Source organism: Phreatobacter sp. (assembly GCF_052440005.1).
In the GTDB taxonomy this organism is placed as follows: domain Bacteria; phylum Pseudomonadota; class Alphaproteobacteria; order Rhizobiales; family Phreatobacteraceae; genus Phreatobacter.
In genome coordinates this window covers 1-20,038 of the sequence record NZ_JBQVQL010000059.1, presented here as the reverse complement: position 1 = coordinate 20,038, position 20,038 = coordinate 1, and the positions used below count along the sequence as shown (strand labels likewise).

The following is a 20,038-nucleotide window of genomic DNA, read 5'->3' as shown; positions in this document are numbered from 1 at the left end:
ATGGGAAAGTCGAAACGGAAGGCGCAAGCCTGTTTCTCACGAATAAGGATCATTTCGGTGCGGAATCAGCAGAAGCCCCGGTACCGCCCGGCGTGTTGCAGGCCGGATTCACCGGTTTGCGCGCAGATGCGCGTTGCGTTCGACAAATTTATAGCTGCCGTCGTCGCCTGGGAGGCTGCTCCTCACCCTTCGTTAGGGAAGTGGTTTTTAGGGTAACCGGGTAATCTCTCAGTTGCTCTGCGTCTGTGGCGAACCGCAAGCCTCTCCGAGCTGGACCCGGACGGGCAACGGCCAAGGAGTGGGACATGGTGGACGTAGAGCAGGCCTCGACAAGCGGCTTCCGGCGCCTGGCCTCGCAGTTCTTCCGCCTCTGGTCGCTGACCGACAATCCCGATCTTCTGCGAGCCCAGCACCGCGCATTCTCGCGCCAGGTGCCGCTCATGTACGTCATTCTCATGACCAATACATGGGCGCTGGCGACCACCCACGTCGATTACGCGCCGGTGTGGCTTACGATGGGCATTCCCGGCCTGATGACCGTGGTGAGTGTCCTGCGAATCGCGATGTGGTGGCGGCAGCGTCACGGAGAGCCGGCGCCGAACCGCATCCGGGCCGAACTGCTGCGGACGCTGAGGCTCGCGGTCGTCATCTCGCTGGTCTTTGCGGGATGGGCGCTCGCGCTGTCCGGCTATGGCACCGCCTATACCAAGGCCCATGTGGCATTCTACATGGCCATCACGGTCATCAGCTGCATCTTCTGCCTGATGCATCTGCGAGCGGCCGCCCTGATCGTCGCGGTGATCGTCAACGGGCTCTTCGTCGGCTTCTTCATCAGCTCGGGCGAGGCCACCTTCGTCGCATCGGCGGTCAACGTCGTCCTGGTGTCGTTCGCCATGCTCGTGATCCTGAACATCAACTACAATCACTTCACGCACATGGTGGAGGCACGGGCGGAGGCCGTCTCGCTCAGCGACGAGAATTTTCGCCTCGCCAACATCGATAGCCTGACGGACCTGCCGAACCGCCGCGCGTTCTTCGCCCGACTGGAAAAAGCCTACGGGGCTAACACCGAAAGCCAGGGTCTGGCCGTCGGTATCCTCGATCTCGATGGCTTCAAGCCGGTCAACGACGCCTATGGCCACGGGATCGGCGACAGGCTTCTCAAGGAGGTCAGTCGGCGCATGGAAGCCGTCTGCGCTGCCCACGGCGTCCACCTGGCGCGCCTCGGCGGTGACGAGTTCGCCTTCCTCCTGACGTCGGCGGACGAGGCCAAACTTCTCGCGTGGGGGAGGGAGCTGTGCGGTTCCCTGACGCGCGCCATCGATCTGGTTGGCGCGATGGTCCAGGTATCGGGCTCGCTGGGCATCGCCAGGGCATTCTCCACCAGTTCCGTTGACGATCTCATGCAAAGGGCGGACTACGCGCTCTATCAGGCCAAGCGCGGGCACCGCGGCTCCGTGGTGATGTTCTCCGAATCTCACCATGACGCGATCCGCCGCCACGCAATGATCGAACAGGCGCTTCGGTCAGCGGATTTTGAAGCGGAGCTGAAGGTTGTCTACCAGCCCATCATCGAGGTGCGGACGGAGGCCCCCATCGGCTTCGAGGCTCTGGCGCGCTGGAACAGTCCGGTCTTGGGGGCCGTGTCTCCCGGCGAGTTCATCCCCGTCGCCGAGCGCGCCGGTATTGTCTCACGCCTGACCTGCGACCTGCTGCAGAAGGCGCTCGCCGAGGCCAGGACCTGGCCCGGACACATGCGCCTCGCCTTCAACCTTTCGGCTCAGGACCTCGGCTCGCCCGAGAACCTTCTCAAGATCATCGCCATCATCGGACAGTCCGGCTTCGACCTGCGCCGCCTCGATCTGGAGATCACCGAGACCGCCTTCGCCTTCGATCCCGCCCAGGTCCAGAAATCCGTCGGTCAATTGCGTGACCTCGGTTGCGGCATTTCCATTGATGATTTTGGGACCGGCTATTCGAGCCTCTCGCGCCTTCACTCCCTGCCGCTGACGAAGCTCAAGATCGACCGCAGCTTCATCGCGCGGATTGAGCAGGACACCGTCAGCTACAACATCGTGAAGTCGCTGGTCGCGTTAAGCCGCGACATGAAGCTGGACTGCGTGATCGAGGGCGTCGAAACATCGGCGGAACTCGACGTCCTGCGGCAGCTCGGCGGTGCTTTGGTTCAGGGCTACTACTACTCCAAACCTCTCGAGGCCGCGTTTCTCCAGGCCTATATCGGCGGCTACCCGAGCGCATCGAAGCTCGGTGGCGACCACCGCTTGGCGGCAGGCTGAGACCGGGCGACAGGAACCTTGTCATTCATGTCGGGCGGCGCCTCCTCAGCCAGCTCGTCTCCGCAAAACCAGGCCCATTCAGCCCGCTTCGCGGCTGACCAGCCGGTCGGGCGCACATTGAGCTGACGTCCCGACGTTTAATGGCTCGGACGCCAGGGACCGGCTGTCAGCACAACGGGGTCAATTCAGTATTTGGATTGATGCGGGGCGGTCCGTGGGTCAATCTGGATGGAACGCTCGGATTGGCGAACCAGCCACCAGGACAAGAGCGACATCAAACCAAGGGAGATATGACGATGCTCACGAGGCGTTCTGCTGTCGCCGGCTTGTCCGCTGCCGGACTTCCGCTCTTTGCCCCCGCGCTGCGGGCGCAGACCTTCACCCGCCAGATCAGTTTGATCGTGCCCTTCGCCCCAGGCGGCACGTCGGACATCCTCGCCCGGCTGATCGGCCCGAAACTCTCGCAGGCGCTGGGCCAGCCGGTCGTCGTCGACAACCGGCCGAGCGCCTCGGGCAATGTCGGGGCCGATTTCGTGGCGCGGCAGGCCGGCGATGGCCACACGCTCCTCATCGCCGATGCGGGGACCCTGGCGAGTGTGCCGGCGCTGTTCAAGCGGCTGTCTTTCAACGTCAAGACCGACCTCGTTCCGGTCGGCATGGTGTCGTTCTCGCCTTATCTCGTGGCCATCAACCCGCAGGTGCCGGCAACCTCGTTCGCCGAGCTCGCGGCCTATGGCAAGGCCAATCCCGGCAAGCTCAATGTCGCCACCAGCGGTGTCGGTGCCGTCAATCACCTGACGGCCATGGTCGTCGGCAAGCACTTCGGCATCACATGGAGCGCGGTACCCTATCGCGGCGGGGCTGCGGCGGTGCGCGGCGTGGTCTCGGGAGAGAGCAACGTCATCTTCAACGGGGCCATCGCCACACTTCCCTTCGTCACGCAGGGCCAGCTGAAGGGGATCGCCGTTTCCGGCGAGAAGCGGCTGGAAGCGCTGCCGAACCTGCCGTCGTTCAAGGAGCTGAACACCCCGGTGCAGGACGCCGGTTCCTGGCAGGGCATTTACGCGAGCAAGGGCACGCCCGCCCCGGTCGTCTCGCGCCTCAACGAGGAGCTCAACAAGGTCCTGGCGCAGGCCGACATCGTGGCCAAGATCAGGGAGCTCGGCAGCGATGTGCGACCCAACTCTCCGGCCACCTTCGCCGCCTGGATGGACAAGGCGATGGTCGAATGGGGCGAGGTCGTGAAGGCCGAGAACATCTCGCTGGACGGCTGAAGCCCCGGCCCCGGTGCGCCGGGCGAACCGGCGCGCCCCTTTGTCCAGCAGGGATCCACCATGACCCGCGTGAACACCGCCGACCTCGCCTTCGGGCTCTTCCTCATGGCCGTGGCGGCGGTTGCGCTCTACCTCATCGCCGACCTGCCCATGGGTTCGACCTCCCGCATGGGGCCGGGCTACGTCCCGAGGGCGCTTGCCGTGATGATCGCCCTGATCGGCGCGTTCATCGCCGGCAGGGCTCTCGTCGCCGCGGGCGAGGCTTTTCCCGATATCGCGTGGCGGCCGATCCTGCTTGTCGGCGCCGCGGTGGGGTTGTTCGGCCTGCTGCTGCCAAGGCTCGGCCTCGCCGCCACCGCCTTCATCGTCGTCCTCATTGCGGGGTCCGCGTCGAAGGACATGCGCTGGAAGGAACTCGTCATGATCGCGGTGCTCCTGTCGGCGTTCGCGGTGCTCCTGTTCGTCAAGGCGCTCGGCCTTCCCATGCCCATCTGGCCGGTGAGCTGACCATGGATCTCATCGCCAACCTCGCCACCGGATTTGCGGTCGCGCTCACGCCGGCAAACCTCGCCTTCTGCTTCCTCGGCGTGCTGATCGGCACGCTCGTCGGGGTGCTTCCGGGCATCGCGCCGATCACCACCATCGCGATCCTGCTGCCCTTCACCTTCACCCTGCCGCCGGCGTCGGCGATGATCATGCTGTCCGGCATCTTCTACGGCGCGCAATACGGGGGCTCGACCACGGCCATTCTGGTGAACCTGCCGGGCGAGTCGTCATCGATCGTCACCTGCCTGGACGGCCATCAGATGGCGAAGCAGGGCCGCGCCGGCCCGGCGCTCGCAATCGCGGCGATCGCCTCCTTCTTCGCCGGCACGATCGCCACGATCATCATCGCGGTCGCAAGCGTTCCTCTCTCGGTGCTGGCGCTGAAATTCACGGCGGCCGAATACTTCAGCCTGATGGTTCTCGGGCTGACGGGTTCCATCGCGCTCGCACACGGCTCCGCCATCAAGGCGGTGGCCATGGTGCTGCTCGGCCTGCTGCTCGGCCTCGTCGGCATCGACGTCAACACGGGCCTTCCCCGCATGACGCTCGGCATCGGCGAGCTCGGCGACGGCATCGGCTTCGTCGCCATCGCGATCGGCCTTTTCGGAATTTCGGAACTCATGATCGCCCTGTCCCGTCCGCAAGACCGGACGCTGCTGTCCGTCGCCTTGAGCCAGCTCTGGCCGAGCCGCAAGGAGTTGAAGGACTGTGTGCCGGCCATGCTCCGCGGCACCGCCATCGGCTCCATCCTCGGCGTGCTCCCGGGAGGCGGCGCGGCGCTCTCCTCCTTCGCGTCCTACGCGGTCGAGAAGAAGACCTCGGCGACGCCGGAGCGGTTCGGCCGGGGCGCGATCGAAGGGGTGGCGGGCCCGGAGGCGGCCAACAACGCCGGCGCCCAGACGTCCTTCATCCCGCTTCTGACCCTCGGGATTCCCGGCAACGCCATCATGGCGCTGATGGTCGGTGCGCTGATGATCCAGGGCATTCAGCCGGGGCCGCAGGTGATGACCGCCCAGCCACAGCTGTTCTGGGGCGTCATCGCTTCCATGTGGCTCGGCAACCTGATGCTGGTCATCCTCAACCTTCCGCTGGTGGGCCTGTGGGTGTCGCTGCTGCGCGTGCCCTACCGCATCCTGTTTCCGGCCATCGCGCTGTTCTGCTGCATCGGGACCTATTCGATCAGCAACAGCCAGCTGGACATCGGCCTGATGCTGATCTTCGCCCTCGTCGGCGTCTTCTTCGTCAAGGTCGGCGCGGAACCCGCACCCTTCATCCTGGGCTTCATCCTCGGCCCGCTGATGGAGGAGAACTTCCGCCGCGCCATGAACCTGTCGCGCGGCGACCCTCTGGTCTTCGTGGAGCGGCCCATCAGTGCTGCGTTGCTCGTCCTCACGGCTCTGCTCCTCGCCGTCCTGATCCTGCCCGCGGTCCGGGCCAAGCGCGAGGAGGTCTTTCAGGAATAGATGAGGACCGGATGCGCGCCATGCCCCACAGGCCCCCGCCATGTTTGACCTCGGCCAGCTGCGCTGCTTCGTGGCGGTGGCCGACGAGCTGCATTTCGGCCGGGCGGCGATACGACTGAACATGACCCAGCCGCCGCTGAGCCGGCAGATCCAGATTCTCGAACGCATCCTCGACGTGAAGCTGCTCGAGCGTTCGAGCAGATCGGTGAAGCTGACCCCGGCCGGGCAGAGCTTCCTGCCCGAAGCCCGCCATATCCTCGGTCTCGCCGAGAGTTCGGCCCTGCTGGTCAAGCGGGTGGCGCGCGGGCGGGCGGGCTCTCTGAAGGTCGGGTTCACCGCGGCCTCGGCCTACAGCTATCTTCCAAGCCTGGTCGCGGCGTGCCGCAACGAGCTGCCCGACGTCGCGCTGTCGCTCAAGGAAATGGTCAGCGGGGACCAGCTGAAACGGCTGCTGTCGGGGGAAATCGACATCGGGCTGATGCGCCCGCCCATGCCGCCCGTGGGGCTCGGCTCGTTCCGGGTCATGGCTGAACCGATGCTGGCCGCGCTGCCGCGGAACCATCCCAGGGCGCGGCAGACCAGCGTGAAGCTCGAGCAACTCGCGGCCGATCCCTTCATCATGTACGCGCCCTATGAGGCCCGCTATTTCCACGATCTCGTCGTCGAGATCCTCGCCCGCGGCGGACTGTCGCCGAACCACGTCCAGTATCTTGCCCAGATCCACTCGATCCTGGCCTTGGTCCACGCGGGCGTCGGTGTCGCCATCGTGCCCGAGGCCGCCGACAACCTTCAGTTCCGCGATGTTGTGCTGCGGCCGATCGCGCTGCAGAAGCCGGTTCTCGCCGAACTTTTCATGGTCTGGCGCGAACAGAGCACCAACCCCGCCATCCCGATCCTGCTCGACGTTGCGCGCAAGATGGCCGCCTGAGACCGATCGTTCCACATTCGGTATCGATTCATCCAGCCTTTGGTCGGGCATCACCCCTGAGCCTGCGCCATGCTTGCCGCACCCAACGAGTGCCCCGGAGCGGGCCTGCATGAGGAGTGGCATCCATGGCCGGAATGACCCCGAAGGACATGGCCCTGAGGATCGGCAGCGGGCTCCTCTCCTTCCCCGTCACGCCCTTCGACGCAGACCTCGCCTTCGACGAGGAGCGCTATCGCTCGAACCTCGACTGGCTCTGCGGCTACGAGGTGGCGGGCCTCTTCTCGTGTGGGGGCACAGGCGAGTTCTTCTCCCTGACGCCGGAAGAGGTCGCCCGCATCGTCGCGGTCGCGGTGGCCGAGACCGCCGGGCGCGTCCCGGTCCTGGCCGGAGTGGGTTACGGCACCGCCATCGCCTGCGAGCTCGCCCGGAGTGTCGAAAAGGCCGGTGCTGACGGAATCCTGCTGCTGCCGCCCTACCTGGTCACCTCGGAGCAGGAGGGGCTCGCCGCGCATGTCGAGGCCGTCTGCCGTTCCACCAGCCTCGGCGTCATCGTCTACAACCGTGACAACGCCATTCTGACCGAGGACACGCTGGCGCGGCTCTGCGAGCGCTGCGCCAACCTCGTGGGCTTCAAGGACGGTGTCGGGGACCTCGAACTGATGCAGCGGATCAGCTTGAGGATGGGCGATCGCCTGACCTATGTGGGCGGCCTTCCGACCGCCGAAACCTTCGCGATGCCCTACCTCGAGATGGGCGTGACGACCTACTCCTCGGCAGTTTTCAATTTCGTTCCGGAGTTCTCGACGCGCTTCTACGCAGCCGTGCGGAAACGCGACCACCGGACGGTGGAGGCCGGACTGAAGGACTTCATTCTGCCGCTGCTCGCCATCCGCAACCGGTGCAAGGGCTATGCGGTCTCGATCATCAAGGCCGGGATGAAGGTCGTCGGGCGGGATTCAGGGCCGGTCCGCGCGCCGCTGACCGATCTCGGGGAAGCCGAGACGGCAGAACTCGCCGCCCTCGTGCGCAGGCTCGACACCGGCATCTTCGCCGCCCGTCCACACGCCGCATGACGCACCGCCGCAAGGGAATAGGCCGATCCATGCGGCCCCGGCATGGCATAACGACATTGAATTGGCCGGGCATGCCGCTTCAGACGATTGGTCGACGAGCCAATTTGCCCCACCGTGGCCGGTCCAGCTCCCGACCGCCCGGTAGGTGACGCACGCCTCTCTTGCGGGTGCAAGGAGACGGCGCTGCGCAGAAGCCTTCAATCTTCCCATCCTGGTCGGACGCGCGGATAGCCGAGGATTCCGTTCTTCCTTCATGCCACGGGGCGGCGTTTCCGTGACCTTCCGATCACCCCGGCGAAGATCGTCTCGCCCTAGCCGGGCTGGCTGAATGTCAGCCTGCGCGCCGCTCCGGCCGCTTCAGCCCCAACTGGTCCCTGAGCATCGGACCCTCGTAGGAGCTTCGGAACAGGCCGCGCTCCTGCAGGATCGGGATCACGAGGTCGACGAAATCGGTGAAGCCCTCGTGGAAGTAGGGCGGCATGACGTTGAAGCCGTCGGCCGCGCGCTCCTCGAACCATTGCTGCAGCGTATCGGCAATGCTCTCGGCCGAGCCGCACAACACCCAATGGCCCCGCGCGGCGGCGGTGAGATTGTAGAGATCGCGCAGCGTCATGTTCTCGCGCCGGGCCTTGGCCAGCATGACACGGGCGAAGCTGTGGTAGCTGTCGGGAAGCGCGAGATCCGGGACGGGACCATCGAGATCATAGGCGGACATGTCCTGGCCGAAGCGGTCGGACAGGATGCCCAGGGCATTGCCGTCATTGACGAAGCTCTGCAGCACAGCCAGCTTGTCGAAGGCCTCCTTGGTGGTGCGCCCGACGATCGGCATGACGCCCGGCAATACGGTCACCTCATCGGCGCTGCGCCCCAGCGCCGGCAGCCGGTCCTTGAGCGACCGGTAGCCTTCCTTCGCCTCGTCGATATCCTGCACCACCGAGAACACGACATCCGCCGTGCGCGCGGCCAGCGCCTGGCCCGCCTCCGATCCGCCCGCTTGCAGGATCACCGGCCGGCCCTGCGGACTGCGGCCGATATTGAGCGGACCCTTGACCTTGAAGAACGTCCCCTCGTGGTCGATGGACCGGAGCTTGGCCGGATCGAGGTAGACGCCGCTCGCGCGATCCGCCACCAGGGCGTCATCGGCCCAGCCGTCCCAGAGCCCGGTGACCACGTCGAGAAACTCCGACGCCATCTCGTAACGGCGGGCGTGGTTCGGGTGGGTGGTGCCGAAGTTGGCGGCAGTGGTCGGATTGGCCGTCGTCACCGCGTTCCAGGCGGCGCGGCCGCCACTGATATGATCGAGGGACGCGAAGGCGCGGGCGACGGTGAAGGGATCGCTGTAGGTGGTCGACACCGTGGCGCCCAGGCCGATATGCCGCGTGCTGGTGGCGAGTGCCGCCAGCATCGTCAAGGGCTCCAGCCGCAGCGTGTAGGACGGGTGGGCGTCCGGATCAGCATAGAGATTGTCGCCCATGAAGATCATGTCGAACAGCCCGCGCTCGGCGGTGCGGCCGATCTCCCGGATCGCAGCGAAATCCTGGAAGCTGTCGACCGCCCCGGGGTAGCGCCAGCCCGCGGCATGGCTGCCGGTGCCGAGAATGAACAGGCCGAGATGCATCTGCCGGGGCATGGACTACTTCCAGAACAGGATCTTGCGTTCGGCGAGGCCGACCAGCCCGAAGAACAGGAGGCTGGCCGCAGACGCCACGAAGATCGCCGACCAGACCTGGACGAAATCGATCTTCAGCACCGCCTGGAAGATCACCCAGCCGATGCCGCCATAGGCGCCGAGCATTTCCGTGACGATGGCGACGATGACGCTGCGCACCGTGGCCACCCGCATGCCCGACAGCATCAGGGGGAGGGCTGTCGGCAGCCGCAGCCGCCAGAGGATACCGAAGCGGCCTGCGCCGAAGCTGCGCATCAGGTCGACCGAGCGGCGGTCGACGCGGTCGAGGCCGGCGAGCGTCGACAGGAACACGGTGAAGCTGACCGCCATGGCCACCATGACGATCTTGGAGGCGACGCCCATGCCGAACCATAAGAGGATCAGCGGCGAATAGGCTACCACCGGCACGGAATTGACCGCCGTCGCCAGCGGCAGCAGCACCATGCGGGTGACGGGTACCATGGTGATGAAGACGGCGAGCCCGATGCCGATGAGGCAGCCCAGGACATAGCCGAGCACGGCCTCGCCAAGCGTATAGGTGGCGGCCTCCGCCAGCAGCGAGCGCGAGGTCCAGATGCTCCAGATGATCTCGCTCACCGCCGGCAGCACATAGGAGGGCAGCGCCAGCCCACGGGCGAGCCCCTCCCAGCCGAGGATCAGGATGAGGCCGCCGAGCAGCCCGCGCTGCACGGCGAGCGAGGAGGACGTGTCGGGCGTCACTGCTCCGCCCCCCAGAACACCAGCCGCCGCTCGGCGGCCGCCACTACGGCATAGAACCCGGTGCCGAGCAGCGCCGAGACCAGCAGCGTCGCCCAGATGGACACGACATTCTCGTTGTACATGGCCTGCAACAGCAGCACGCCGAGACCCGTCGTGTCGCCGAACCATTCGCCGACGATGGCGCCGACCAGGCTCAGGGACGAGGCGAGCCTCAGCGCCACGAAGATGTGGGGCAGGGCGGTTGGAAACTGCAGGCGCGCCAGCAGCTGCCAGCGGCTCGCGCCGAAGCTTCGCATCAGCGCCACCTGCTGGCGGTCGACCGATTCAAGCCCGAGCAGCGTGTTCACGGCGACGGGAAAGAAGGTGAGGTAGAAGGCGATCACCGCCTTGGCCAGCAGTGTGTTGCCGAACCACAGCACCACCAGCGCGCCGAAGGCGATGACCGGAATGGTCTGCGACACGATGAAGATCGGGAACACCATCTCACGCAGTGCGCGCAGGCGAAAGAAGACGATGCCCATGGCGATGCCGAAGGCGCCGCCGGCGACGAAGCCGATCAGCGTCTCGGCCAGCGTGCGCAGGAAGCCGTCGACATAGGGCTTCGGCGTTATGGCGATCGCCTGCAGGATGGTGCTGAGCTTCGGCAGGTAATGCGGCCTGATGCCGAACAGCAGGACCGAGCCTTCCCAGACCAGGGCTGCGATGGCGAGCCCGAGCACGAGCCGGCCCAATCCACCGGCGCGCGCCATCCATTGGGCCCTGGCGGCCGAGCCCGCCCTCGGGGCGGCCATGGTCGCCTGCAAGGTCACAGGCGCCGGTCCGCCACGGGCAGGCCGGAGAGGAAGTCGCCGACATAGGCCGCCGCCAGATCGAGGGGACGCGAGATCACCTTGTTGGCCAGGAAGAAGTCATGCGCGGTCTTGATCGACACCGGATCGATCCAGAACAGGCCGTTCTCGGCGGCCTTGCCGGCGGTCATCAGCCGCTTCACCTCGGTCAGCATGAAGTCCTGATGGGCGCGGTCGAGCGTCGCCGCCACGGCCATGACGGCATCGACGCCGGCCTTGGGATCGGCGAAGGCCTCCTTCCAGCCCTTGATCGAGGCGCGCAGGAAGCCCTTCACCAACTCGGGCTTCTCCTTGGCGAAGGTCTCCGAGGTGATCAGCGTGTCGCGCGGGAAGGTGATGCCGTAGTCCTCGGCCACGAAGGTGCGCAGGTTGTCCTTCGGCATGCGCGCCATGATCGTGTAGAGCTCGTTGTAATAGGTGGCGGTGACCACATCGACCGAGCCGTCGACGAAGGGCGTCACCGAGACCTGCTGCGGCTGGATCTTCACCTCTTCCGGCTTCACGCCCTCCTTCACCAGCATGCCGTTGAGCACGTGGTTGGCGCCGGTGAACCACGTGGTGACCGTGCGGCCCTTGAAGTCCTGGATGGTCTTCACCGGCCCGTCCTTGCGGGAGACGAAGACGAAGGGCGTGACCTGATGCGAAACGCCGATGCAGACGATGGGCAGGGCCTTGTCGCGCGCGGCGAAGACGCTGTCGGTGCCGCCCGACAGGCCGAACGTGTCAGCGCCGGTGGCGACCAGGTTTTCGGCGAGGAGATTGGGTCCGCCCGGATTGATGGTGAGGTCGAGGCCCTCGGCGCGGTAATAGCCCTTGGCGACCGCCAGGTAGAAGCCGGCGAACTGCGCCTGGGGCAGCCATTTCAGCCGCAGCGTGGCCTTGGTCAGGGTCTGCGCGGAGGTGGGCATGCTGCCGGTCAGCGAGCCGGCGGCGACGGCAGCGACAGAGGCGATGGCTTGGCGGCGGTTCAGCATGGACTGTCTCCTGGCAGGTGGATCAGGTGCGATAGGATGGATCGTTGCGGTCGAGCTGGCGCATCAGCGCCGGCCATTCCCGTTCGCCGGGCACGAGGATGTCGCCCTGCAGGTCCCAGAACTGGCGGGCAGCCTTCTCGCAGACGTCCGGCGGCGGGATGACAAGGGCGGCGCCCGCGGCGGCCGCGGCCTGCATGGCAAGCTGGATGCGGGCGGCGCGCTCGAAATAGTAGAGCAGCATGAAGGCCTCGCCCGGCGTGCGGCCGACGGTGAGAATGCCGTGATTGCGCATCAGCATGACCTTGTGGGGCCCGAGGTCGCGCACCAGCCGTTCCTGCTCGTCGAGGTCGATCGCGACGCCCTCGTAGTCATGGAAGGCCTGGCGGTTGTAGAAGCGCATGGCGAACTGGCTGAGCGGCAGGAGGCCCTTCTCCTGGCCGGACACCGCGACGCTCGCATCGGAATGGGTGTGCGCCACGCAGGCCGCGTCATGGCTCGTCTTGTGGATCGCGGCGTGGATGACGAAGGCCGCGACATTGACGCTGTAGGGCGTCTCGCTCAGCGTCTCGCCCTTGATGTCGATCTTGACCAGGCTCGACGCGGTGACCTCGTCGAACAAGAGGCCGTATGGGTTGATCAGGAACTGGTCGTCATGGCCGGGCACGCGGGCCGAGATGTGGTTGTAGATGAGATCGTCCATGCCGAATTTGGCGACCAGGCGATAGCTCGCCGCGAGCTTCACGCGGGCATCCCACTCGGCCGGGTCCATGCCTGCGGGCGGCTGTGCGGAGGGGATGGCGGCGTTCACTGCGGCACCTTCGGGGCTTCGGCCGACTGGAACGACTTCATGCTCTCCTCCTCGATGGTTTCGAGCAGCGTGCGCTTGAGGCGGATGAACTCCGGGGAGGTCACCACATCGGGCCGGCGTGGCCGCGGCAGGTCGATCGCCTGCTCGAGCTTCACGGCGCCGGGACGCGCGGTCATCACCAGCACGCGGTCGCCGAGGAAGATCGCCTCGTCGACGTCGTGGGTGATGAACAGGATGGTGCGGCGATACTTCTGCCAGACGTCCAGCAACCAGCGCTGCATCATCGCGCGCGTCAGCGCGTCGAGCGCGCCGAAGGGCTCGTCCAGCAGCATCAGGTCGCGCTCGAACAGAAAGGTGCGCATCAGCGCCACGCGCTGGCGCATGCCGCCCGAGAGCTGGTGAGGATATTGGGTCTCGAACCCGGCGAGGCCGAACTCGGGGAGCATGCGCAGCGCCCTGGCGCGCGCCTCCTTGCGGGGCGCGCCCTCCACCTCCAGCGCCAGGATGGCGTTGTCGACGACATTGCGCCACGGCAGCAGCAGGTCGCGCTGCGGCATGAACGAGACGCGGCCCAGGAGCTGCGCGGCGTGACAGCTCTGCCCCTCGAAGCGCAGGATGCCGCCGGTGTCGGGCTCCTCCAGGCCGGCGACGATGTTGAACAGCGTGCTCTTGCCGCAGCCGCTGGGGCCGACCACGGTGACGAACTCGCCCGGCGCCACCGACAACTCGAGGCCGGAGAGCGCGGTCGTGCCGCCGAAGGTTTTCGAAATCGCTCGCATGGCCAGAAGGGGCGCCACCTGCGCCGGCTGGGGCGCTACCGCTGCCGTCTGCCCCGCAGCCTGTGGCGCAACGGCAGATCCGGTCCCGTCGTCTCGCTCCAAGGCCTGCACCGGCAAGTCCCTCATACTTGTATAACGGGGATGCTCATCCGCGTGCCAGCGGTCGCAGCCCGTCGATGTCTAGCAACTCATGTGCCAGCGGGCGTTTTCGCGGCAGTAGCCGTAAATTGGGCTGGACCGCAGCGGGCGGAGAGGCCAACTTGCCGGAGATTGGCTGGTTCGCTGCGAGGGCAGGGGCGGAGATCCAGTCAATCTTGTATATGTCAGATGTCGATTGAGATGCATGACCATGGAAACCGTTGCGCAAAAAGGCGGCAAGCGCGCTAAGAACAGGCAGCGTACGGCAGCCGCCGGACCCACGTTGACGCTCGCCGAGACCATGCGGCAGCGGCTGGAGGAGGCGATTGCCGCCGGCCGCCTGGAGCCCGGCAGCCGGCTGGACGAGCAGGAGATCGCGCTGCGCTTCGGCGTTTCGCGCACGCCGGTGCGCGAGGCCTTCCGCCTGCTCGCCGCCAACAACCTGGTGGAACTGCGTGGCCGCCAGGGCGCTACCGTTCGTGCCATCAGTCCCCATGCCCTGGTCGAGATGTTCCAGGTCATGGCGGAGCTGGAGGGCCTATGCGCAAGACTTGCCGCGCGCCGCGTCACCGCCTCCTGGTCAGCGAAGATCAACGCGATTCATGAACGGCTTGTGGCCAGTTCCGGAGACGGCGACATCGACCAGTTCTATGACATCAACCAGGAGTTTCACGAGGCGATCTACGAGGCCTCGCGCAATGCCTTCCTGGCCGACCAGACCCGGCGCCTGCGCAATCAGGTCGCCGCCTACCGTCGCCGCGTGACCCGCATGCCCAACCGCATCGCGGACACGCTGCGCGAGCATGAGGAGATCATCCAGGCGATCCTGGCCCATGATCAGGAGCGTGCCCATCGCGCCATGCGAGACCACGTCAATCTGCTCGGCGACAATCTGCTGGATTTCCTCGCCGCTTTCGGCTGACCGGCTTGGTATGCAAATTGCTACCGATTGCATATCCTTTTGCATCGGAGCTGGGCGTGGATCTCAATCTCAAGAACAAGACGGCGCTGATCACCGGCGCATCCAAGGGCATAGGCCTCGCCATCGCCGACGTGTTCGCTGCCGAGGGCTGCCATGTCCATCTGGCCGCCCGCAACCACGACGCCATGGTGGAGGCCAAGAGCCGCATCGAGGCCGCCCATGGCGTCAAGGTGACGATCCACGCCCTGGATCTGTCGACGACCCCGGCCATGGAAAAACTGGCGGCTGATGTCGGTGACGTCGACATCCTGGTGAACAACGCCGGCGATATCCCGGCGGGGTCCCTCGACATCCTCGACGACGCCGCCTGGCGCCGCGGCTTCGACCTTAAGGTCTTCGGCTACATCACCTTGTCGCGCCTCTACTATCCGCGCATGCGCGGCAAGGACGGCGTCATCGTCAACGTCATCGGCAATTCCGGCGAGAACTGGGACGCGAGCTACATCGCGGGATCCACCGGCAACGCCGCCCTGATGTCGTTCACCAAGGCTCTGGGCGGCGCGAGCCTCAACCACGGCGTGCGCGTGGTCGCGGTCAATCCCGGGCCGGTCGCCACCGACCGCATGGTCAAGATCATGAAGCGCAAGTCGATCGACATGCTCGGCGACGAGGCACGCTGGCAGGAACTGTTCGACAAATATCCGGGAAAGCGGCCCGCCACGTCTGAAGAGGTGGCCGACCTCGTCGCCTTCCTGGCCTCACCGCGCTCCGGCTACACCACCGGCACGGTGGTCACCATCGATGGCGGCATCGCCTCGCGCGGCTCGGTGATCTGAGGCCCATGATGTCACAGGCCCTGCTGCGCAACCGGTATTTCGACGAGCTCTCGGCGACGCCCGGCCTCTTCTGGCTCGGTCAGAACACGAACCACATCGACGGTCATCCGGCCGTCCGCCAGGCGATGATCCGCGCCATCGAGGCCGGTGAATACAATGCCTATGCCCCGCCGCTGGGTTTCGAGGCGGTGCGCGCCGCGATCGTCGCCGATCTCGGCACGCCTGGGGCCGAGGCGCTGGTCACCGAAGGCGGCGTCAATGCCCTCGCCTTGGTGTGCCGTGCCCGCTGCAAGCCGGGCACGACGCTGGTGACGACCGACCCTACGTGGAAATGGCCCTGCCTGTTCGCCCGGCAGCAGGGCGCGGAGGTCATCGAAATCCCCATCTACGATGCCGCCTGCGGTTATCGCCTGACGGCCGAGGCCCTGCGCGCCCATGTCGATGAGCGGACCGCCATCATCTATGTGGTCGATCCCAACAACCCGCTGGGCATCCGCTACACCGCCGATGAGATCGAGAGTTTCGCAGCCATCGCCAGGGATTGCGGCGCGCTTCTGGTGCATGACTGCACCTATCGCGACTTCGCCGATGGCCACACGCCGGCGCTCCATGCCTCGCCCGAGGGGGCCGTCGTCACCCTGAGCTTCTCCAAATGGCTGGGCCTCGCTGGCCTGCGCATCGGCGCGCTGGTGGCCTCGCCCACGCTGTTCGAGGAGTTCGCCGGATCCTCGTCCAGCGTGCTCGGCGCGAGCGTCATCGCCCAACGCGCGGCGGAGGCGGGTCTGTCGGTCAAGCAGGAATGGATGACGACCGTCCGCGGCATTGACCGGGCAAACAAGGCGATGATCCACGCGGCGTCGGGCGCTATCGAGGGCCTGGCCCTGCCGATCTACCCCTCGCACGGCAATTTTCTGGTGCTGGAGACGGTGGATGCCGGCGTCAGGCCCGAGGCGCTGGTCGAATGCTATCGCCGCCAGGGCATCATGATCCGCCAGGGCACCTATCATACGCAGCGTTTCGGCGACCGCTTCGTGAAGGTCAGCACGTCCGTGCCGCCGGCTTGGGTGGAGAAGTTCTGTGCGCTGCTGCCGCAGATGGTCGAGCAGGCGCGGACCCTCAACGACCTGCCGGCACAGTTCTAACGGAAAGGCCGAAGCCATGGAGATCACCACCAAAGATGGCCTCAAGCTCCATGTCGAGGAGGCCGGCAGCGGCACGCCGATCCTGTTCATCCACGAGTTCGGCGGCAATCATCTGAGCTGGGAGCCGCAGCTGAACTACTTCTCCCGGCGCCATCGCTGCATCACCTACGCGGCGCGTGGATATCCGCCCTCGGACGTGCCGACGGACGTGGCCGCCTATTCGCAGGCCAATGCGGCCGACGATGCGGTCGCGGTCCTCGACGGGCTCGGCATCGACAAGGCGCACATCGTCGGGCTGTCGATGGGCGGCTTCTGCACGGTTCATTTCGGCTTGCGCACGCCCGAGCGCGCGCTGTCCCTGACGGTGGCGGGGGCCGGCTACGGCTGCGAGAAGCAGTTCGAGGACTATTTCCGCGGCGTATCGCTGGAGGTCGCGGACAATTTCCAGCGGCTCGGCGCACGTGAATTCGCCAAGATCTATGCGCTCGGCGCCAGCCGCGTGCAGTTCCAGAACAAGGATCCGCGCGGCTGGCAGGCCTTTGCCGAGCGCCTCGCCACCCATTCGGACGTCGGCGCCGCCAATACCATGCGCGGCGTGCAGGCGCGGCGGCCCTCCTTCTACGACCTCGAGGACGAGCTGAAGCGCATGGAGGTGCCGACACTGGTCGTCGTCGGCGACGAGGACGACCATTGCCTGCAGCCCGGCATCTTCCTGAAAAAGACCATTCCGGCCTGCGGGCTCTCGGTCTTTCCCAAGACCGGCCACACGCTGAATCTCGAAGAGCCCGCCGCCTTCAACGCGCTGCTCGCGGAATTCATCGCGCAGGTCGAGGCGGGTGCCTGGCGGAAGCGCGACCCGCGCGCCGATGCCGCGCAGGTGATGCGGACCAAGTAGCCCCATGGCTGATGCGCTGATCCACGCCGACCGGCTCTGGTCTCGCCTCATGGCCCTCGCCGCCATCGGCGCGACGCCCGGGGGCGGGGTCAACCGCCAAGCCTTGAGCGAAGGCGAGATCGAAGCCTGGCGCCTCGTTCTCGCCTGGGCAGGCGAGGCGGGCCTGGAGCCCGCGACCGACGCCGCCGGCAACCTGTTTCTGACGTTGGCCGGCCGCAACCGATCCCTGCCACCGGTGCTGCTCGGCAGCCATATCGACAGCCAGCCGACAGGCGGCAAGTTCGACGGCGCGGCGGGTGTCCTGGCCGCGATAGAGGCCGTCGTCCAGGTCGGCGCGGCCGGCATCGTGCCGGACGGGGACGTTACCGTGGTCGCCTGGATGAACGAGGAGGGCAGCCGCTTCGCCCCGGGCATGATGGGGTCGGAGGCCTTTGCCGGCGAGCGCAGCCTCGCCGCCATCCGCGCCGTCCGCGATGGCGAGGGCACCAGCGTCGGCGAGGCGCTCGACCGCCTGCATGCAGCCTTTCCCGCCATGGCGCGAAAGCCGCTCGGCTTTCCCGTCGCAGCCTACCTGGAACTGCATATCGAGCAGGGGCCGGTGCTGGAGGCGACAGGCCGGGTCATCGGCGTCGTCACGGGCATCCAGGGCAAGAAGACCTTCGAGGTCACGATTTCCGGCGCCGAGGGCCATGCCGGTACGCTGGATATGGCCGACCGGCGCGATGCGGTCGCCGCCTTCGGACGCATCGTCACCGCGCTGAATGCGGAGATCGGCGGCTTCGACGCCGTGATCAAGTTCACCATCGGCCGCGTAAGGGTCGAACCCAATGCCCCCTCGGTCGTTCCGTCCCGGGTGGTCTTCAGCGTCGACCTGCGCCATCCCGACAACGCCGTGCTCGACACCACAGGCGCCCGGCTCACGGCGATCTGCCATGAACAGGCCGGACCCTGTTCGGTCGAGGTCCGGCCCCTGGTCAGTGCTCCCTCGAACGATTTCGACGCGCGCCTGCGTGCGATGATTACCAGGGCGGCCTCGGACCAGGGCCATGCCTCCATGGATATCCTGTCGGCGGCTGGCCACGATGCCCGCCATCTGGCCAAGGTTTGCCCCAGCGCCATGATCTTCATTCCGTGCCGCGGCGGCCTGAGCCATGTCGAGCACGAATGGGCCGAGCCTGCCCACGTCGCGGCGGGGGCGTCTGTGCTGGCGCAGGTCCTGCGCGCGCTGGTCGCCGTGCCGCCCGGCCCCCACGTTCCCGCCGCCTGAACCCCTTGGGGAGACCCGCATGCTGGACAAACCCGCCAAGATCGACATGGCCGACATGCCGGCTCAACGTGCGGCAAACCCGGCCGACGAGGCCCAGGGGCGCGCCCGCTATTTCAATTCGGGCAATGCTTTCAACATCAAGCTGCCGCCCGTGCCCGGCCACATCTTCACCGATCCGGCAACCAGGGCCCTCGATCCCGAAACGCCGACGGGCTTCATCGCCTGCGATCAGTCGGCAGCCATGGACTGCCCCTTCGCCGCCACAACGCCCCTGATGCTGGCGCGCTATGCGGTGGTCGCGGCCGGCGACACGCTCGACGCCCATTTCATCGCGACCGGGGCCATCTGGTTCGTCATCGCCGGCAGCGGACAGTGCGACGTCGCCGGAGAGAGCCTGCACTTCGCGCCAGGCGATGTGTTCCTGACGCCCGGCGGCGCCAAGACCCGTCTCGGCGCGGGCGCCGACCGCGTGGTTCTGTGGCTCGTGACCAACGAGCCGCAACTCGCCGTCGACCGGGCGCTGCCCCATCCTCCGGACGACGGCCCGGTGGAACCCGTGCACTATCCCGCCGCCGAGATCGCTCGGCAGATCGATCTGATCTACGCGGCGAGCACCAATGAGCAGACCTCCGGCATCGCGGTCATCTTTTCCTCCGACAGGCTGGAAGCCGCCCGCAACATCCTGCCGACGCTCACCCTGTCCCTGAACACGCTGCCGGCCGGCACCCACCAGCGCGCCCACCGTCACAATTCCGCGGCGATCACCCTGGTCGTCGGCGGCGAGGACTGCTTCTCGATGGTCGACGGCCAGCGCTGCGACTGGAGCCCCTGGGCCACCCTGGTCACTCCGCCGGGCGCCCCCCATTCCCATCACAATGGCGGACCCATGCGGGCCCTGTTTCTCATCGTCCAGGACGGAGCGCTGCACTATCACGCCCGAACCATGGGCTTCGCGTTCCTCGAATAGGCTGCCTCGGCGCGCCTGTCGCTGCACCTGGCGTTGCGGCCGCCGGCCATCAACGAACCGCTCGCTATCGCTCAGCCAATCGTCGCGCGCGCCCCGTGCCCGAGGGCGCCGTCGCTCTCGTCCTTCAGCGCCACGCCGGTGAGGCGGCGGGCGAGGGCCTCGCGCATCAGCCAGGCCGCCTTGAAGGCGGCGATCTCCGGCGACAGCCCCGCGCCATGGACGTTGGAGATGCAGTTGCGCTCGCCATCGTTTCGGCCGATGCGGGGCCCGTGGGTGAGATAGAGGCCGAGACTGTCGGGCGTCGACAGACCCGGCCGCTCGCCGATCAGCATCAGCACCAGCCGCGCGCCGAGGATCTCGCCGACCTCGTCGGCCAGCGCCACGCGGGCCTGGCGCGCGACGACGACGGGCGCGAGGCTCCAGCCCTCGCGGGCGACATGGGGCATGAGGGCCGCGACCGCCGCCGCCGCATGGGCGTGGACGGCGCTCGAC

The 20,038-nt window shown here is 66.8% G+C and carries 19 protein-coding genes; 12 read left to right on the top strand and 7 right to left on the bottom strand.

Going from position 1 to position 20,038, the window contains the following annotated elements; translation table 11 throughout:
• The first annotated feature begins 305 nt into the window (after positions 1-305).
• The 6 genes from ACT6XY_RS14910 to kdgD all read left to right on the top strand — a co-directional run bounded on the left by ACT6XY_RS14910 (position 306) and on the right by kdgD (position 7,581).
• The gene (locus ACT6XY_RS14910) at positions 306-2,297 is read left to right on the top strand and encodes a putative bifunctional diguanylate cyclase/phosphodiesterase (RefSeq protein WP_444749114.1); all 1,992 of its coding nucleotides are present in this window, start codon (positions 306-308) and stop codon (positions 2,295-2,297) included.
• A 200-nt stretch (positions 2,298-2,497) separates the two neighbouring features.
• Positions 2,498-3,571: a Bug family tripartite tricarboxylate transporter substrate binding protein gene (locus ACT6XY_RS14905; protein WP_444749113.1), complete on the top strand. Its 1,074-nt coding sequence runs from the start codon at positions 2,498-2,500 to the stop codon at positions 3,569-3,571.
• Between the two features lie 60 nt (positions 3,572-3,631).
• A complete protein-coding gene (locus tag ACT6XY_RS14900) occupies positions 3,632-4,078 on the top strand; it encodes a tripartite tricarboxylate transporter TctB family protein (protein ID WP_444749112.1) in 447 nt (148 codons plus the stop codon).
• 2 nt (positions 4,079-4,080) lie between these two features.
• Positions 4,081-5,580: a tripartite tricarboxylate transporter permease gene (locus tag ACT6XY_RS14895; protein WP_444749111.1), complete on the top strand. Its 1,500-nt coding sequence runs from the start codon at positions 4,081-4,083 to the stop codon at positions 5,578-5,580.
• Between the two features lie 40 nt (positions 5,581-5,620).
• A complete protein-coding gene (locus tag ACT6XY_RS14890; protein ID WP_444749110.1) occupies positions 5,621-6,508 on the top strand; it encodes a LysR family transcriptional regulator in 888 nt (295 codons plus the stop codon).
• A 125-nt stretch (positions 6,509-6,633) separates the two neighbouring features.
• Positions 6,634-7,581 (top strand): 5-dehydro-4-deoxyglucarate dehydratase, encoded by a 948-nt coding sequence (kdgD, locus tag ACT6XY_RS14885; RefSeq protein ID WP_444749109.1) that lies wholly within the window; start codon positions 6,634-6,636, stop codon positions 7,579-7,581.
• Positions 7,582-7,912: 331 nt separating this feature from the next.
• On the opposite strand, the gene ACT6XY_RS14880 is transcribed toward kdgD, so the two are convergent.
• The 6 genes from ACT6XY_RS14880 to ACT6XY_RS14855 are packed head-to-tail and all read right to left on the bottom strand — an operon-like array spanning position 7,913 to position 13,379.
• Positions 7,913-9,211: an LLM class flavin-dependent oxidoreductase gene (locus tag ACT6XY_RS14880; RefSeq protein ID WP_444749108.1), complete on the bottom strand. Its 1,299-nt coding sequence runs from the start codon at positions 9,209-9,211 to the stop codon at positions 7,913-7,915.
• 3 nt (positions 9,212-9,214) lie between these two features.
• A complete protein-coding gene (locus tag ACT6XY_RS14875; protein ID WP_444749107.1) occupies positions 9,215-9,970 on the bottom strand; it encodes an ABC transporter permease in 756 nt (251 codons plus the stop codon).
• On the bottom strand, positions 9,967-10,761 hold the full coding sequence (locus ACT6XY_RS14870) for an ABC transporter permease (protein ID WP_444749106.1): 795 nt from the start codon (positions 10,759-10,761) through the stop codon (positions 9,967-9,969). The genes ACT6XY_RS14875 and ACT6XY_RS14870 overlap by 4 nt, the downstream gene beginning before the upstream one ends.
• A gap of 14 nt (positions 10,762-10,775) precedes the next feature.
• Positions 10,776-11,792 (bottom strand): ABC transporter substrate-binding protein, encoded by a 1,017-nt coding sequence (locus ACT6XY_RS14865; protein WP_444749105.1) that lies wholly within the window; start codon positions 11,790-11,792, stop codon positions 10,776-10,778.
• Between the two features lie 22 nt (positions 11,793-11,814).
• Positions 11,815-12,600 (bottom strand): class II aldolase/adducin family protein, encoded by a 786-nt coding sequence (locus ACT6XY_RS14860; RefSeq protein WP_444749104.1) that lies wholly within the window; start codon positions 12,598-12,600, stop codon positions 11,815-11,817.
• Positions 12,597-13,379: an ABC transporter ATP-binding protein gene (locus tag ACT6XY_RS14855; RefSeq protein WP_444749103.1), complete on the bottom strand. Its 783-nt coding sequence runs from the start codon at positions 13,377-13,379 to the stop codon at positions 12,597-12,599. Before ACT6XY_RS14855 ends, ACT6XY_RS14860 begins: the two co-directional genes overlap by 4 nt.
• Positions 13,380-13,722: 343 nt before the next feature.
• Here ACT6XY_RS14855 and ACT6XY_RS14850 point away from each other — a divergent pair, with 343 nt between their 5' ends.
• Genes ACT6XY_RS14850 through ACT6XY_RS14825 form a run of 6 tightly spaced genes read left to right on the top strand, consistent with a single transcriptional unit; the run spans position 13,723 to position 19,546 of the window.
• Positions 13,723-14,439, top strand: a complete 717-nt coding sequence (locus tag ACT6XY_RS14850) for a GntR family transcriptional regulator (RefSeq protein WP_444749102.1) — start codon at positions 13,723-13,725, stop codon at positions 14,437-14,439.
• Between the two features lie 56 nt (positions 14,440-14,495).
• The gene (locus tag ACT6XY_RS14845; RefSeq protein WP_444749101.1) at positions 14,496-15,275 is read left to right on the top strand and encodes an SDR family oxidoreductase; all 780 of its coding nucleotides are present in this window, start codon (positions 14,496-14,498) and stop codon (positions 15,273-15,275) included.
• Positions 15,276-15,283: 8 nt separating this feature from the next.
• Positions 15,284-16,417 carry a pyridoxal phosphate-dependent aminotransferase gene (locus ACT6XY_RS14840; protein ID WP_444749100.1) on the top strand — a complete coding sequence of 378 codons (1,134 nt, stop codon included), beginning with the start codon at positions 15,284-15,286 and terminating at the stop codon, positions 16,415-16,417.
• A gap of 16 nt (positions 16,418-16,433) precedes the next feature.
• On the top strand, positions 16,434-17,312 hold the full coding sequence (locus ACT6XY_RS14835; protein ID WP_444749099.1) for an alpha/beta fold hydrolase: 879 nt from the start codon (positions 16,434-16,436) through the stop codon (positions 17,310-17,312).
• Between the two features lie 4 nt (positions 17,313-17,316).
• Complete coding sequence (locus tag ACT6XY_RS14830; protein ID WP_444749098.1) at positions 17,317-18,579, top strand: Zn-dependent hydrolase; 1,263 nt, start codon at positions 17,317-17,319, stop codon at positions 18,577-18,579.
• A gap of 19 nt (positions 18,580-18,598) precedes the next feature.
• The gene (locus ACT6XY_RS14825) at positions 18,599-19,546 is read left to right on the top strand and encodes a cupin domain-containing protein (RefSeq protein ID WP_444749097.1); all 948 of its coding nucleotides are present in this window, start codon (positions 18,599-18,601) and stop codon (positions 19,544-19,546) included.
• Between the two features lie 71 nt (positions 19,547-19,617).
• Here the strand turns inward: ACT6XY_RS14825 and ACT6XY_RS14820 are convergent.
• A partial coding sequence (locus ACT6XY_RS14820) for an ethanolamine ammonia-lyase light chain EutC (RefSeq protein WP_444749096.1) occupies positions 19,618-20,038 on the bottom strand: 421 nt, incomplete at its 5' end.